The 14,408-nt window shown below is 73.4% G+C and carries 11 protein-coding genes; 7 read left to right on the top strand and 4 right to left on the bottom strand.

Features of this window, described 5'->3' with window-relative positions; genetic code table 11:
* Positions 1-481 precede the first annotated feature (481 nt).
* Together ABTZ91_RS33730 and ptsP are read left to right on the top strand one after the other, a co-directional pair.
* Positions 482-931 carry a PTS glucose transporter subunit IIA gene (locus ABTZ91_RS33730; protein ID WP_352081057.1) on the top strand — a complete coding sequence of 150 codons (450 nt, stop codon included), beginning with the start codon at positions 482-484 and terminating at the stop codon, positions 929-931.
* 99 nt (positions 932-1,030) lie between these two features.
* Complete coding sequence (ptsP, locus tag ABTZ91_RS33735; protein WP_352081067.1) at positions 1,031-2,701, top strand: phosphoenolpyruvate--protein phosphotransferase; 1,671 nt, start codon at positions 1,031-1,033, stop codon at positions 2,699-2,701.
* 78 nt (positions 2,702-2,779) lie between these two features.
* Here the strand turns inward: ptsP and ABTZ91_RS33740 are convergent, their stop codons facing one another.
* Together ABTZ91_RS33740 and ABTZ91_RS33745 are read right to left on the bottom strand one after the other, a co-directional pair.
* Complete coding sequence (locus tag ABTZ91_RS33740) at positions 2,780-3,673, bottom strand: hypothetical protein (RefSeq protein ID WP_352081058.1); 894 nt, start codon at positions 3,671-3,673, stop codon at positions 2,780-2,782.
* A gap of 22 nt (positions 3,674-3,695) precedes the next feature.
* On the bottom strand, positions 3,696-4,979 hold the full coding sequence (locus ABTZ91_RS33745; protein WP_352081059.1) for an MFS transporter: 1,284 nt from the start codon (positions 4,977-4,979) through the stop codon (positions 3,696-3,698).
* 47 nt (positions 4,980-5,026) lie between these two features.
* Here ABTZ91_RS33745 and ABTZ91_RS33750 point away from each other — a divergent pair, with 47 nt between their 5' ends.
* Positions 5,027-6,346 carry an aminotransferase class I/II-fold pyridoxal phosphate-dependent enzyme gene (locus tag ABTZ91_RS33750; RefSeq protein ID WP_352081060.1) on the top strand — a complete coding sequence of 440 codons (1,320 nt, stop codon included), beginning with the start codon at positions 5,027-5,029 and terminating at the stop codon, positions 6,344-6,346.
* An 85-nt stretch (positions 6,347-6,431) separates the two neighbouring features.
* On the opposite strand, the gene ABTZ91_RS33755 is transcribed toward ABTZ91_RS33750, so the two are convergent.
* Positions 6,432-8,399 carry an acetoacetate--CoA ligase gene (locus ABTZ91_RS33755; protein WP_352081061.1) on the bottom strand — a complete coding sequence of 656 codons (1,968 nt, stop codon included), beginning with the start codon at positions 8,397-8,399 and terminating at the stop codon, positions 6,432-6,434.
* Positions 8,400-8,614: 215 nt separating this feature from the next.
* On the opposite strand from ABTZ91_RS33755, the gene ABTZ91_RS33760 reads away from it, so the two are divergent.
* Positions 8,615-11,092 carry a glycoside hydrolase family 31 protein gene (locus ABTZ91_RS33760; RefSeq protein WP_352081062.1) on the top strand — a complete coding sequence of 826 codons (2,478 nt, stop codon included), beginning with the start codon at positions 8,615-8,617 and terminating at the stop codon, positions 11,090-11,092.
* Between the two features lie 80 nt (positions 11,093-11,172).
* Here the strand turns inward: ABTZ91_RS33760 and ABTZ91_RS33765 are convergent, their stop codons facing one another.
* Entirely contained in the window at positions 11,173-11,760 is a 588-nt protein-coding gene (locus tag ABTZ91_RS33765; RefSeq protein ID WP_352081063.1) for an NUDIX domain-containing protein, read from the bottom strand.
* Between ABTZ91_RS33765 and ABTZ91_RS33770 the strand changes: the two genes are divergently transcribed.
* The 3 genes from ABTZ91_RS33770 (at position 11,759) to ABTZ91_RS33780 (ending at position 14,381) form a co-directional block, all read left to right on the top strand.
* The gene (locus ABTZ91_RS33770; protein WP_352081064.1) at positions 11,759-12,592 is read left to right on the top strand and encodes a M15 family metallopeptidase; all 834 of its coding nucleotides are present in this window, start codon (positions 11,759-11,761) and stop codon (positions 12,590-12,592) included. The genes ABTZ91_RS33765 and ABTZ91_RS33770 overlap by 2 nt on opposite strands.
* 68 nt (positions 12,593-12,660) lie before the next feature.
* Positions 12,661-13,197 (top strand): zinc ribbon domain-containing protein, encoded by a 537-nt coding sequence (locus ABTZ91_RS33775; protein ID WP_352081065.1) that lies wholly within the window; start codon positions 12,661-12,663, stop codon positions 13,195-13,197.
* The gene (locus tag ABTZ91_RS33780; RefSeq protein ID WP_352081066.1) at positions 13,194-14,381 is read left to right on the top strand and encodes a lipid-transfer protein; all 1,188 of its coding nucleotides are present in this window, start codon (positions 13,194-13,196) and stop codon (positions 14,379-14,381) included. Before ABTZ91_RS33775 ends, ABTZ91_RS33780 begins: the two co-directional genes overlap by 4 nt.
* Positions 14,382-14,408 lie beyond the last annotated feature (27 nt).

The following is a 14,408-nucleotide window of genomic DNA, read 5'->3' on the forward strand; positions in this document are numbered from 1 at the left end:
ACGCTGTTGAGTTCTCAAGGTGCGGACGCTTCCTTCGTACTCACCCTCGTGGGCTTTCCTCCGGGCGCTTCCTTCGTTTCCGACTCTATCAGATCTTTCCGATCCGATTTCCTCGGTGCTTTCCGGGTCCAAATCGACTTTCGTCGTTTCGGGCCCTTCGGCGGGGTCAAACACTACCAGGCTTTTTCACTCCCCCTGACCACCCCTCCGCAGGCACGCAGAGGTGTAGACCACTGGGGTTAGGATCTGGCTTGATAGGTGCTGCCGACCCACGACTCGACGTCGCGTTGGGGCCAGGCAGGAGTACGACAGTACATCCCACCGTCACTAGAGGCAAACCGTTTCCGGGTAGTCCCTAGGTCCGCCAACTGGTACGTCTCGGGCGGAACCGTGACTTCCCATGACATAGGCTTCTGAACAGTACGCCGTCCAGGACAGGCAGTGACGGCGCCACACCATCTCCGCCCCTGGGAGGCTTCCCATGACAACCGTGACGTCGCCACTCGCTGGACGCGCCATCGGTCTCGCTGCTGTACCCGACCCCGTCTTCTCCGGTGCGATGGTCGGTCCCGGTACCGCCATCGACCCCGTGCGTGAGCCCTCCGAGGCCGTCTCGCCCGTCGACGGCGTCGTCGTCTCTCTCCACCCGCACGCGTTCGTCGTCGTGGACGGCGAGGGCCACGGTGTGCTGACCCACCTCGGGATCGACACCGTCCAGCTCAACGGGCAGGGCTTCGAGCTCCTCGTGAACAAGGGGGACACCGTGACGCGCGGACAGGCCGTCGTGCGCTGGAACCCTGCCGAGGTCGAGGCCGCCGGCAAGTCGCCGATCTGCCCGATCGTGGCGCTCGAGGCCACCGCGGACTCGCTCTCCGATGTCGTCGACGACCAGGACGTCAAGGCCGGCGACCAGCTCTTCGGCTGGAACTGACCGCCGGCCCGTCCTTATGTGACGGGCGCGCGCGTGCGACCGCGCGCATACGACATTCAACGCGGCGGCCCGGCCGCCGCTCTATCGGAGACGGGTGAGATGGAGACAACGCTGCGAGGCGTCGGTGTCAGCCACGGGGTGGCGATCGGCGAGGTCCGGCACATGGGCACGGCGGTTCTGGAGCCGCCGGCCAAGCAGATTCCGGCCGATGAGGCGGAGCGCGAACAGGGGCGCGCCCGTCAGGCCGTGGAGGCTGTGGCGGCCGACCTGATCGCCCGGGGCAATCTGGCCGGTGGCGAGGCGCAGGCGGTGCTCGAGGCCCAGGCGATGATCGCCCAGGACCCGGAGCTCATCGCGGACGTCGACCGCCGGATCGCGGTCGGCAGCACGGCCGAGCGGGGCATCTACGACGCTTTCTCGCACTACCGGGAGCTGCTGGCGGGTGCCGGTGAGTACATGGCCGGCCGGGTGGCCGACCTGGACGACGTGCGGAACCGGATCGTGGCGCGCCTGCTGGGGGTGCCGATGCCGGGTGTGCCGGACAGCGACGAGCCGTATGTGCTGATCGCCCGGGATCTGGCGCCGGCGGACACGGCGCTGCTCGACCCGACGCTGGTGCTCGGCTTCGTGACCGAGGAGGGCGGGCCGACGAGCCACAGCGCGATCCTCGCGCGGGCGCTGGGTGTGCCGGCCGTGGTGGCGCTGCCGGGTGCGGGCGAGCTGGCGGAGGGCACGGTCATCGCGGTGGACGGTTCCACCGGTGAGGTCTTCGTGGACCCGAGCGAGGAGAAGAAGGCGGCGCTGACGAAGGCCGCCGAGGAGCGCAGGGCCGCGCTGGCGGCGTCCAGCGGTCCCGGTGCGACGTCGGACGGGCACAAGGTGCCGCTGCTCGCGAACGTGGGCGGTCCCGCGGACGTTCCGGCGGCGGTGGAGGCCGGTGCCGAGGGCGTGGGTCTGTTCCGTACGGAGTTCCTCTTCCTGGACGACAGCGAGCGGGCTCCGTCGGAGGAGAAGCAGGTCGAGGCGTACCGCAAGGTGCTGGAGGCGTTCCCCGAGGGCCGCGTGGTGGTGCGGGTGCTGGACGCGGGTGCGGACAAGCCGCTGGACTTCCTGACGCCGGCGGACGAGCCCAACCCCGCTCTCGGTGTGCGGGGTCTGCGGACGCTGCTGGACCACCCGGAGGTGCTGCGGACGCAGCTGACGGCGCTGGCGAAGGCCGCCGAGGGTCTGCCGGTGTATCTGGAGGTCATGGCGCCGATGGTGGCCGACCGTACGGATGCGAAGGCGTTCGCCGACGCGTGCCGTGAGGCCGGCCTGCGGGCGAAGTTCGGTGCGATGGTGGAGATCCCGTCGGCCGCGCTGCGGGCGCGTTCGATCCTGCAGGAGGTCGAGTTCCTGTCGCTGGGGACGAACGACCTGGCGCAGTACACCTTCGCCGCCGACCGTCAGGTGGGTGCGGTGTCGCGTCTGCAGGATCCGTGGCAGCCGGCGCTGCTCGACCTGGTGGCGATGTCCGCGGAGGCCGCCAAGGCCGAGGGCAAGAGCTGTGGTGTCTGTGGTGAGGCGGCGTCGGATCCGCTGCTCGCGTGTGTGCTGACGGGTCTGGGTGTGACCTCCCTGTCGATGGGTGCGGCGTCGATTCCGTATGTGCGGGCGACGCTGGCCAAGTACACGCTGGCGCAGTGCGAGCGTGCGGCCGCGGCGGCGCGTGCGGCGGACACGGCGCACGATGCGCGGATGGCCGCGCAGGCGGTGCTGTCCGGGGAGTGATCCCGTAGAGGTGTGATCCCGTGGACGGGACCGAAGGGGCTTTCCCTGCCGTGAGTGGCGGGGAAAGCCCCTTCGGCGTCAGTGGGCGTGGGGGTCGTCGGGGGGTGTGAGGGGGAAGCCGGCGCGGTAGTCGACGTGGGGTTCGGGGGCGATCGGTTCGCCTGTGCGGGCGTCGGTGCAGTAGGCGTCGAAGACCTCGGCCTCGGTGAGGGGGTGGAGGCGTCCGTCGTGCAGGCGCCAGCCGTGGAGGCGGTCGGGGGCTTTGGGGGTGGTGGTGCGCAGGACGACGCCGCCGGGGGTGCCGAGGGCGATGCCGACGGCGAGGACGGTGACGAACTCGGCGCCCTGGGAGCTGTCGAGGCGGGCGGGTCCGGTGGTGTCGCGGGTGGTGTGGAGGGTGGCGACGAGGTGTTCGTCGGCGGCGGGGACGCTGCAGACGAGGTGGTGGGTGCCGGGCCCGGCCGCGTCGAGGAGGCGCAGCAGGAGGTGGGAGGCGCGGTCGAAGGAGGCGCTGCCGATGTCCTCGCCGCAGTCGGCGCAGGGGCCGGCCTCGGTGAGGAGCATGGTGGCGTACTCCCAGGTGGCGCGGCGGACGGCGGTGTCGACGAGGGTGGGGACGAGGGTGCTGAGGGGTTGTCCGGTGTAGGTGACGCGGGCGCCGGTGGCGGCGCGCTCGGCGGTGTAGCGGCTGCGGCTGGCGGGGCGGTCGGGGTCGAGGCCGGTGTCGGCGCAGTAGTCGGCGTAGTCCGCGGGGTCGAAGAGGGCGACGGTGGTGTGGCCGCCCTGGGCGGCGAGGGTCTTGAGGAGGCGCTCGACCTCGTGGAGGTAGTGGGCGTGGTCGTCGAAGGTGAAGGTCTCGTACTGCCGCATGGCGGTGAAGTCCTCCTCGTCGGCGAGGAGGGCGATGGTGCCGGCCACTTCGCGGCGGAGGGCGCGGCGCTGTGCCGTGGTGGTGTGGTGGTGCTCGTTCATGTCTCCCCCTGGGCTCTGTCGATCAGTGCTCACTCACCGTAACCGTGGGCACTGACAGTGACGGCTGGGCCGGCTTGGTCAGGCGGTCGCGGATCAGCCGGTGCTGGGCGGCGCCGGCCGCGACGAGGGCGAGTCCGAGCAGGGGCCAGGCAAGGGCGCCGGCGGCCATGACGCCGGTGACGAGGACGGGTCCGGCGAAGCGCTGGGCGGAGTGGGCCATGCCGTGGACGCCGAGGTAGGCGCCTTGGGCGTCCGCGGGGGCGAGGGCGACGGAGAGTTCCCACGAGGCGGTGGCGTGGACGATCTCGGCGAAGGTGAGGGCGATGACGGCGACGGCGAGGGCCGTGATGGCGAGGGTGCGTCCGCCGGTCGCGGAGGCGGCGAGGGCGAGGGTGCCGACGACGAAGAGTCCGCCGAGCGGGATGAGGAGGCGGCGGGCGGCGTGGGTGGTGGCGGCGAAGCGGGCGAGGGGGACTTGGAAGAGGACGACCAGGACGGTGTTGAGGACGAGGAGCAGCGGGGCGAGGCCGACGGGGGCGGCGGTGGCGTGGACGATCCAGAGGGGGATGGCGACCTGGAGGATCGTGTCGTCGAGGAAGAGGGCGGCTTCGGTGGCGGTGTAGGCGAGGAAGGTGCGGTCGCGCCAGGGGTTGGCGGGCTTGGCCTTGGGTGCGTCGGCGACGGTGGCGGCGACGCGGGAGGGGGCGGGGGGTTCGGTGCAGCGCAGGGTGAGGAGGGCGATGACGAGGTAGGTGAGGACGTTGCCGACGAGGAGGACGGTGTAGGCGCGGGTGCTGCCGGTGGCGAGGGCGGCGGCGGCGCCGAGGCCGCCGATGGACCAGCCGATGTTGACGGTGGTGCGCTGGATGGCCTGGTAGCGGACGCGGTCGGGTCCGGCGACGCGGGCGGCGTAGAGCTTGATGAGGACGCTGCCGGCGCGGTCGGGAAGGGCTCCGAGGGCGGAGTAGAGGGTGAGGAGGAGGAAGTGGTCGGTGGTGAGGAGGGCGAGGAGGGTGAGTCCGCGCATGAGCTGGGCGGCGACGATGACGCGGACGAGGGGGAAGCGGTCGGCGAGGCGGCCGGCGAGTGGGGCGCCGGCGATGCCGACGCCGCCGGCGACGGTCATGAGGAGGCCGACCTGGCCGAGGCCGAGGCCGGAGACGTAGGTGAAGTAGAGGGCGGTGCAACCGGCCCACAGGCCGGTGCCGGTCTTGTCGATGATGCTGATCAGGAGCATGCGGCGGCCGTCGCGGCCTCCGGGTATGCGGTCCAGTGCGGTGCGGTGCCATGAGGCGGGGCGGCTCACTCGGTTCCCCCTTGACGCGAGATTTGTATTGATACATACTTGAGTACGTGGCAACACAATATGGGATCCAGGGGACGACGGCCAAGGGAATCGCCGCGTCCGTCGAACGCGGCGTGACCGACGGCGATCTCGCGCCGGGCGACGCGCTGCCTCCGGTACGGCGCCTCGCCGACGAGCTCGGCGTCAGCCCCGGCACGGTCGCGACGGCGTACAAGGAACTGCGGCGGCGGGGCCTGGTGGTCACCCGCGGGCGCGGCGGCACCGTCGTGGCCGAGGCGCCCTCGGTCGCCTCACGGCGACCGCCGCGCGTGCCCGAGGGCCTGGTGGACCTGGCGGGCGGTCACCCCGACCCCGCCTTCCTGCCGATGCTCAGGCCGCCGGCCCAGGTGCGCCCGGTGTACGGGTCGCACCGCGCCGCGCCCCGCCTCGCGGTCCTGGAGGAGCTGACCCGCGGCTGGTTCGCCAGGGACGGCGTCCCGGCGGAGCGGGTCACCTTCGCCCACGGGGCCCTCGACTGCATCGCGCGGCTGCTCTCGGTGGAGCTGCGGCCCGGGGACCCGGTCGCGGTGGAGGACCCCGGCTTCCACCACCTCCTCGATCTCGTACCGGCCCTGGGGCTGAGGATGGTGCCGGTGGCCGTGGACCGCGAGGGCGTCGTGCCCGAGGCCCTGCGGACGGCGCTGCGGGCCGGAGTACGGGCGCTGGTGTGCACACCGCGCGCGCAGAACCCCACCGGGGCGGCCTTCTCCCCCGCCCGGCGCGACGAACTCGTGGCGCTGCTGCGGGAGTTCCCTGAGGTGCTGGTGGTCGAGGACGACTACACCGTGGAGATCGAGGGGCCCGCCGCGCCCACGCTGGCCGCGGCGGGACTGGACCGGTGGGCGCAGGTGCGCACGGTCTCCAAGCGCCTGGGGGTCGATCTGCGGTGGGCGGCGGTCGCGGGCGACCCGGTGACCATCGCCCGCCACGACGGCCGGATGCTCATGACGTCCGGCTGGGTCAGCCATGTCCTTCAGGAGACGGTCGTCGCACTGTTCTCCGACCCTGAAGTGGCCCGGCTCGTGGCGGCCGGCGAGGCCGCGTACGCGGAGCGGCGGCGGGCCCTGGGCGACGCGCTCGCCTCGTACGGCATCCGGTCGTCGGAAGGGACCGGGCTCAATCTGTGGGTGCCGGTGCGCGACGAATCGGCCGTGGTGAACGGGTTGCGGACACAGGGCTGGTGGGTGGCGGCCGGCGCCCGGTTCCGTATCGCCGCTCCCACCGGCGTACGGATCACGACGGCGACGCTCGTACCGGCCGAGGCCGAGCGGCTGGCGGCGGACTTCGCGGCCGTGCTCGGTGACGCGCAGGCCACGTACGGAGGCTGAGACGGACAGGGCGGGGGCCCCGCGCGCGTGCGGGGCCCCCGCCCTGTCGTCGTCGGAGGGGCGGGCGGCGCCGGCCCGGCCCCCGTCAGCGCCGCGTGCGGGCCAGCTCCTCGTAGAAGCGCAGCAGGTCGAGGTTGTCGACCGAACCGGGGTTGACGGCCTTGGCCATCGGGGTGCCCTGGAGGAGGCGCTTGACCGGGACCTCGATCCGCTTGCCCGTGAGGGTGTGCGGGATGCCGGGGACCTCGATGATCTCGTCCGGCACGTGCCGCGGGGAGAGCTCGGCGCGGATCGTCGCCTTGATGCGGCCGACGAGCTCCTCGTCCAGGGTGGCGCCCTCCGCGAGGTGGACGAACAGGGGCATCCAGTATCCGCCGTCCGGCTCCTCCAGGCCGATGACGAGGGACTCGCGGATCTCCGGGAGGCGCTCGACGGCCTCATAGATATCGGCGCTCCCCATGCGCACGCCCTGACGGTTCAGGGTGGAGTCCGAGCGGCCGTGGATGACGACCGAGCCGCGGTCGGTGATGGTGATCCAGTCACCGTGGCGCCACACGCCGGGGAACATCTCGAAGTAGCTGTCGCGGTAGCGGCTGCCGTCCGGGTCATTCCAGAAGCGGATCGGCATGGACGGCATGGGGTTGGTGACGACGAGTTCGCCGACCTCGCCGATGAGCGGCTTGCCCGAGGGGTCCCAGGACTGCAGGTCGGTGCCGAGGCCGGCGGCCTGGAGCTCGCCGATGTGGACGGGGAGGGTCGGGACGGCGCCGGCGAAGCAGGAGCAGACGTCGGTGCCGCCGCTGACGGACGCGATCCACAGGTCCTCGCGGACCTCGTCGTGCAGCCAGCGGAAACCGTCCGGCGGCAGCGGGGAGCCGGTGGTGGCCACGCACGTCACCCGGGACAGGTCGAAGTCCCGGCCGGGGTGGACGTCCGCCTTGGCGCAGGCCATCACGTACGCGGCGGAGGTGCCGTACAGCGTGGCGCCGGTGCGCTCGGCGACGCGCCACTGGGCGGCGGTGTCGGGGTAGCCGGGGCTGCCGTCGTAGAGGACGACGGTGGTGCCGGTGAGCAGGCCGGAGACGAGGAAGTTCCACATCATCCAGCCGGTGGAGGTGTACCAGAAGAACACGTCGTCGGGGCCGAGGTCGCAGTGCAGGCCCAGCTGCTTGACGTGCTCGATCAGAATGCCGCCCTGGGACTGCACGATCGCCTTCGGCAGTCCGGTGGTACCGGAGGAGTACAGGACCCACAGGGGGTGGGAGAAGGGGACCTGCTCGAAGACCGGTTCGGTGTCGGCGGCGGTGAGCTCGGACCAGGCGAGGGCGCCCTCGGGGGCGGGGGTGCCGAGGAGCGGGATGTGGACGACGGCGCGCAGCGAGGGCAGTCCGGCGCGCAGCTCGGCGACGGTGTCGCGGCGGTCGTGCTCCTTGCCGCCGTAGCGGTAGCCGTCGACGGTGAAGAGGACGACGGGCTCCACCTGCTGGAAGCGGTCGAGGACGCTGCGGGCGCCGAAGTCGGGGGCGCAGGAGGTCCACACGCCGCCGACGGCGGCGGTCGCGAGGAGGGCGACGACGGCCTCGGGGATGTTGGGCAGGTAGCCGCTGACGCGGTCGCCGGGCTCGACGCCGAGACGGCGGAGCTCGGCGGCCAGTGAGCCGACCTGGCGGCGGAGCTCGGCCCAGGTGATCGGCGTCGGCTCATGTGTCTCGTCCACATGAAGCAGTGCCGTGGCATGGGGCCGCTCCTCGGCGGCGCGCAGGGCGTGCTCGGCGTAGTTGAGGGTCGCGCCCGGGAACCAGTCGGCGCCGGGCATGGAGCGGTCCCCGAGGACGCGCTCGTACGGGGTGGAGAAGCGGAGGTCGAACCACTCGGCGACGGCGGCCCAGAAGGCTTCGAGTTCGTCGACGGACCAGCGGTGCAGCGCCTCGTAGCCGCCGTCGGCGGGGGCTCCGTGGCGCTCCGCCGCCCAGGCCTGGAAGCGGGTGACGGCGGCCGCGGCGACGCGGTCCTCGTCAGGCTGCCAAAGCGGCTCGGTCTGCGCTGATGTCATGGGTCGGCTCCCTGGCTGTACGCGGGGTCTGCGTGTGTCTCGCGCACGTGCGGGGGTGTGCGCGTGACGCGGCTGACAGGGACGATGCCATGTGATCCTCTTTCGCACCAGGGTTCCCCGCCCATGGTCGAGTAGCTGAATATGTGCTCCCACCACGGGTGAACGGCAGTTGAACGAACCTCGCGCGCCCCCGCGCGGATGGCAGGGTGAGCCGCATGGACGGTCGTGAGCTGGTGCGTTCGATGAAGGTGCTGGGTTCGGTGCAGGGGTTGCGGGCGGTGCGGTCGGCGTGGCGGCGCCATCGCATCGATGCGCGGGCGCTGCCGCCGAGGGGTGCGGAGCGGGCCCGGGTGCCGGGTCCGGTGGTGGGGGCGGATCCCTTGCCGGGCGGCGGAACCATCCGTTTCGCCCGCTCCGAGCTGCGGGTCTCGGTGTCGGCGGGCGGCACCGTGTTCTGGGGGTGGGACGGGGCGGGGCCGCTGCCCTCGTACGCGCTGGCCGGTGATCCGCCCGAAGCCGATCCGCGGGCCGTCCTGGAGCCGGACACCGACGGCGGCTGGCGGGTGGTGTCGGAGCGGGTGACCGTCGCGGTCTCCCGGCACGGGGCGGTCGAGGTCCGCACGCCGGGCGGGGTGGTGCTGCGCCGGGATCTGCCGCCGCGCTGGTGGGAGCCGGTGGGGGACGGCGAGAGCCGCGGCGGGGACCCCCGGGGCGGAAAGACGCCGGGCGACCACCGGGCACGGGACGAGGGGACGGCGGGCGACCACGGGACCTCGGGCGGGGGGACGCCGGGGCGGGCGGGCCGGCGGGCGGCGCGCTGGGTGCAGCGCAGCGAGGTGCCGGCGGACGCGCGGTTCTTCGGGCTCGGCGGGCGGGCCTCGGGACCGCGGCTGCGGGACGGCTCGTACCGGTTGTGGAACACCGACCCGTCCGCGGCCTTCTCCCCCGGCGACGACCCGCTCTACATCACCATGCCGGTGCAGCTGGTGGTGGCGGACGCGGGGACGCACCTGGCCTTCCACGACAACTCCTGGGACGGTCGGGTGATCCTTTCCGAGGGCGAGGAGGGTGCCGGGTCCGGGCACGACCGGCCCGGCACGAGCGAGGTCCGGATGGAGGGCGGTCCGCTGCGCTGCTGGGTGATCGTCGGCACCCCCGCGCGCGTGCTGCACGGCTGGGCGGCGCTGACCGGCGCGCCGGCGCTGCCGCCGTCCTGGGCGCTGGGCCCGCAGCACGCGCGCTGGGGGTTCGGCAGCGAGCGGGAGGTGCGGCGGATCGTGGACGGATACCGGGACCGTGACCTGCCGCTGTCCGTCCTGCACCTGGACATCGACCACTACGACGGGCACCGGGTGTTCACCGTGGACCGGGAGCGCTTCCCCGACCTGCCCGGGCTCGCGGAAGAACTGCGCGAGCGCGGGGTGCGGCTGGTGTCGATCGTCGATCCGGCGGTGAAGGCGGAGCCGGGGAGCCCGGTGTACGAGGGCGGGCGGGCCGCGGGGGCGTTCGTGCGGGACGACCGGGGCGACGAGGTGCGCGGGGTGGTGTGGCCCGGCGAGTGCGCGTATCCGGACTTCACCGACCCGAAGGCGCGGAAGTGGTGGGGCGGGCTGTACGAGGAGCGGCTGAAGCAGGGCTTCTCCGGGGTGTGGCACGACATGAACGAGCCGGTCTCCTTCGCCCCGTTCGGTGACCGTACGCTGCCCCGCTCGGCCCGGCACCGTCTGGAGGGCCGCGGCGGGGACCACCGCGAGGCGCACAACGTGTACGGCCTCGCGATGGCGCGGGCCGGGTACGAGGGGCTGCGCGCGCTGCGGCCCGAGGAGCGGCCGTTCCTGTTCTCGCGGTCGGGCTGGGCGGGGATGCAGCGGTACGGCGGGACCTGGTCGGGTGACGTCGCGACGGGCTGGCCGGGGCTGCGGGCGTCGTTGTCGCTCGTCCTGGGCCTCGGGTTGTGCGGGGTGCCGTACTCGGGGCCGGACGTGGGGGGTTTCGACGGGGACCCGTCGCCGGAGCTGTTCCTGCGCTGGTACCAGCTGGGGGCGTGGCTGCCGCTGTTCCGTACGCACGCGGCTTTCGACGCGGGGCGGCGCGAGCCCTGGGAGTTCGGGCCCGAGGTCCTGGAGCACGCGCGGGCTGCGCTGAGGGAACGCGAGCGGCTGCGGCCGTACTTCGTCACCCTGTCCCGGCTCGCGCGGATGACGGGGGCGCCCTACGTGCGGCCGGTGTGGTGGGGGACGCCGGAGGACCGGGCGCTGCGGGACTGCGAGGACGCGTTCCTGCTCGGGGACTCGCTGCTGGTCGCGCCGGTGCTCTCCCAGGGCACGGACCGGCGGGCGGTGCGGCTGCCGCGCGGGTGGTGGTACGACACGGCGACGGGGCGGGCGTACGAGGGGCCGGGGCAGGTGCTGCTCGACGCGCCGCTGTCCCGGGTGCCGGTGCTCGCCCGGGCGGGTGCGGTGATCCCGGTGCGGGGCGAGGCGGACGGGTTGGCCCTGGAGGTGTGGGCGCCGGTCGCGGGCCGTACGGGTGGCGGGCTGGTCGTCCGGGACGCCGGGGACGGCTGGGAGCAGGCGGAGATCGAGCGGTACCAGTCGCGGCTGGTCGACGGGCGGGTCGTGGTGGAGCGGGTGACGGACGAGGGGGTGGAGGAGGCGGGACTGCCGGTGCGGGTGCGGGTGCGGGGGGTGTGAGGGCGACGGGATCCTGGATCCGAAATATTGGATCCCTGATATCGGATCCCTGATATTGGATCCAACCTCCCGCCCGCCCCTCACCCGTACGCCCCCGCGAAGAAGCGTCGCACCGCCTCCGTGTGGAGCGGGAACGCCAGTTCCTCGGGGCCGTGGAGCAGGTGGTGCCCGCTGGTCTCGTCGGTCGGGGTGGAGGGCGGGAGGGCGGCGGCGGGGCGGGGTGGGAGGAGGCCGAAGAGGAGGAGGTGGCCGGCCGGGGAGCTGAGGGCGTCGGCGAGCCGTACGTCTCTGACGGCGGCTTCGATCCCGGTCTCCTCGCGCAGTTCGCGCACGACGGCCTCCTGCCAGAGCTCGCCGAAGTCGATGAAGCCGCCGGGCAGGGCGACCCGGCCGGACTGGGGCGGGATGGTGCGGGTGATGGCGACGAGGGCGGTGCCGCTGGCGCCGGTCGCGCCGGTGACGGGGAGGAGGGCGACGGCGACCGGGAGCGGGTTGCGGTAGGCGGTGGTGCCGCAGGCGGCGCAGGTGCGGGGCCAGCCGGCGGCGGACGCCGCCGGGTAGCGGGTGCCGCAGGAGGAGCAGTGGGAGTGCGGTGCGGAGTCGGTCACGGAGCGACCGTATGCGATCGGCCTTTCCCGCCGCTGCCGTAGCTGATAGATGGTGCACATGACAGCACTGAAGCGACTGAGGGGACCCGCCTCCGCCCTCCGGGCCCTCGGCGCGCTGGCCCTCGCCGGCCTGCTCGCCGCGACCGCCACCGCCACCGCGCCCTCGGCCGGCGCGGCGCCGGATCCCCGGGCACCGCGTGAGTTCGTGGCCCTGGACCGGGTGGACCCGACGATCCTCCAGGAGATGCGCTACACCACCGAGCACAACTTCGTGGGCGAGCGGATCGACGGCTACCGCCAGCCGGTGTGCATCCTGACCCGGCCGGCCGCCGAGGCGCTGCACCGCGCCCAGGTGAGGCTCCTGGCCCGGGGGTACACGCTCAAGGTGTACGACTGCTACCGGCCCCAGCGGGCGGTGGACCACTTCGTGCGCTGGGCGAAGGACCTGGACGACGAGCGGATGAAGCGGGAGTTCTATCCGCTGGTCGACAAGTCGAGGCTGTTCGCGGACGGTTACATCGCGGAGAAGTCGGGCCACAGCCGCGGATCGACGGTGGACGTGACCGTCGTGCGGCTGCCGGCCGCGCCGACCCGCCCGTACGTGCCGGGCGAGCCGCTGGTGGAGTGCTTCCGGCCGCAGGACGAGCGCTTCCCGGACAACTCCCTCGACATGGGCACGGGCTTCGACTGCTTCGACACCCTCTCCCACACCGACGACCCCCGGATCCAGGGCGTCCAGCGGACCAACCGGGACCTGTTGCGGAACGCGCTGGCCGAGCAGGGCTTCGTCAACCTGCCGGAGGAGTGGTGGCACTTCACCTTCAAGCCGGAGCCGTTCCCGTCGACCTTCTTCGACTTCCCGGTGGCGCGCAGGTCGGTGGCGGGGCACTGACGTCTTCCGCCGCCGGGCCGCCCGTGCCAGACTTCTGACGCTTCGTCAGATGAGGGGAGGCCCGGGAGATGGCACGGACGCGCAGGCCGGTGGTGGCCGGCTGGTTCACCGACGACGCCGACGGCACCGCCCCGGGCGGGGGGTTCCGGCTCCTCGGGACCCGCTGCACCGCCTGCGCCTCGGTCTTCTTCCCGCGTGAGGACGACTGGTGCCGCAATCCGCGGTGCCCCGGCGGGGGCGAGCTCGTCGAGACGCCGCTCTCCCGGCGCGGCAGGATCTGGTCGTACACCGACGGCCGCTACCGCCCTCCGGCCCCGTACGTCTCGGATCCGGACGCGCCCTGGGAGCCGTACACGCTCGTCGCGGTGGAGCTCGCGGCCGAGCGCATGGTGGTCCTCGGGCAGGCCGCGCCGGGCGTGCGGACGGCCGGTCTGGCGGTGGGCGCGGAGGTCGAGCTCGTACCGGGCGTGCTCCACGAGGACGACGAGCACGTCTGGACCACCTGGCACTGGCGTCCGGTGCCGGAAGGCCCCCGGGGGCGCGCCGACAACGGCACGGCCGGTGACTCCGGCACGACCGGCGACTCCGGGGAGCCGCGGGCATGAACGACATCGCCGTGCTCGGTGCCGGGATGCACCCGTGGGGCAAGTGGGGCCGCGGCTTCGTCACGTACGGGACGGCCGCCGCCCGGGCCGCGCTCGCAGACGCGGGGCTCGGCTGGCAGGACGTCACGTCGGTCGTCGGCGCCGACACCGTACGCGGCGGCTACCCCGGCTACGTGGCGGGAGCCGCCTTCGCCCAGGCGCTCGGCTGGCAGGGCACGCGGGTGACCAGCGTCTACGCCGCCTGCGCCTCCGGGGCGCAGGCCATCGGCACGGCCAGGGCGCAGATCCTGGCCGGACTCGCGGACGTGGTCCTGGTGGTGGGCGCCGACTCGGCGCCGAAGGGCTTCTTCGCCCCGGCGGGCGGGAACCGCCCGGACGATCCGGACTGGCTGCGCTTCCGGGTGCTGGGGGCGACCAACCCCGCGTACTTCGGGCTCTACGCCCGGCGCAGGATGGCCCTGTACGGGGACACGCCCGAGGACTTCGCCCTGGTCAAGGTGAAGAACGCGGCGGCGGGCGCGCTCAATCCGCTCGCCCGCTACCGCACGCCGGTGAGCGCGGCGGAGGTGGCCGCCTCGGCGGTGGTCGCCGATCCGCTGCGGCTGCTCGACATCTGCGCGACCTCGGACGGGGGCGCGGCGCTGGTCCTGTCCGGCATGGAGTTCGCCCGGCGGCACGGGCACCCGGATCCGGTCCGCATCCGGGCCGTGTCCACGGTCACCCCGACCTACCCGAGGACGGTCCTCGACCTGCCCGACATCGCGACCGACTCGGCCGCGGCGGTCTCCCCCGCGCCGCACACCTTCCGGTCCCAGGTCGCCCGCGCCGCGTACGAGGAGGCGGGGCTCGGGCCGGAGGACCTGTCCCTGGCGGAGGTGTACGACCTGTCCACGGCCCTGGAGCTGGACTGGTACGAGGACATCGGCCTGTGCGGGGCGGGCGAGGGGGCGAAGCTGCTGCGGGAGGGGGCGACCGCGCTGGGCGGGCGCGTCCCGGTGAACCCGAGCGGCGGGCTCGCCTCCTTCGGGGAGGCGGTGCCGGCGCAGGCGATCGCCCAGGTCTGCGAACTGACGTGGCAGCTGCGCGGCGCGGCGGGCGACCGGCAGGTGCCGGGGGCGCGGGCCGGGATCACCGCGAACCAGGGCCTGTTCGGCCATGGTTCGGCGGTGGTCGCGGTGCGCTGAGGCCGCCGGTCGCCCGGCCGCCGACCG

The sequence above is a fragment of the Streptomyces sp. NPDC126499 genome, assembly GCF_040302485.1.
Lineage (GTDB): Bacteria > Actinomycetota > Actinomycetes > Streptomycetales > Streptomycetaceae > Streptomyces.

What these genes read in the sequence shown, in the direction of transcription:
- ABTZ91_RS33760 (WP_352081062.1), top strand. Translation starts at nt 8,615, where the DNA reads ATGGACGGTCGTGAGCTGGTGCGTTCGATGAAGGTGCTGGGTTCGGTG.
- ABTZ91_RS33770 (WP_352081064.1), top strand. Translation starts at nt 11,759, where the DNA reads ATGACAGCACTGAAGCGACTGAGGGGACCCGCCTCCGCCCTCCGGGCC.
- ABTZ91_RS33780 (WP_352081066.1), top strand. Translation starts at nt 13,194, where the DNA reads ATGAACGACATCGCCGTGCTCGGTGCCGGGATGCACCCGTGGGGCAAG.
- ABTZ91_RS33765 (WP_352081063.1), bottom strand. Translation starts at nt 11,760, where the DNA reads ATGTGCACCATCTATCAGCTACGGCAGCGGCGGGAAAGGCCGATCGCA.
- ABTZ91_RS33775 (WP_352081065.1), top strand. Translation starts at nt 12,661, where the DNA reads ATGGCACGGACGCGCAGGCCGGTGGTGGCCGGCTGGTTCACCGACGAC.
- ptsP (WP_352081067.1), top strand. Translation starts at nt 1,031, where the DNA reads ATGGAGACAACGCTGCGAGGCGTCGGTGTCAGCCACGGGGTGGCGATC.
- ABTZ91_RS33755 (WP_352081061.1), bottom strand. Translation starts at nt 8,399, where the DNA reads ATGACATCAGCGCAGACCGAGCCGCTTTGGCAGCCTGACGAGGACCGC.
- ABTZ91_RS33730 (WP_352081057.1), top strand. Translation starts at nt 482, where the DNA reads ATGACAACCGTGACGTCGCCACTCGCTGGACGCGCCATCGGTCTCGCT.
- ABTZ91_RS33740 (WP_352081058.1), bottom strand. Translation starts at nt 3,673, where the DNA reads ATGAACGAGCACCACCACACCACCACGGCACAGCGCCGCGCCCTCCGC.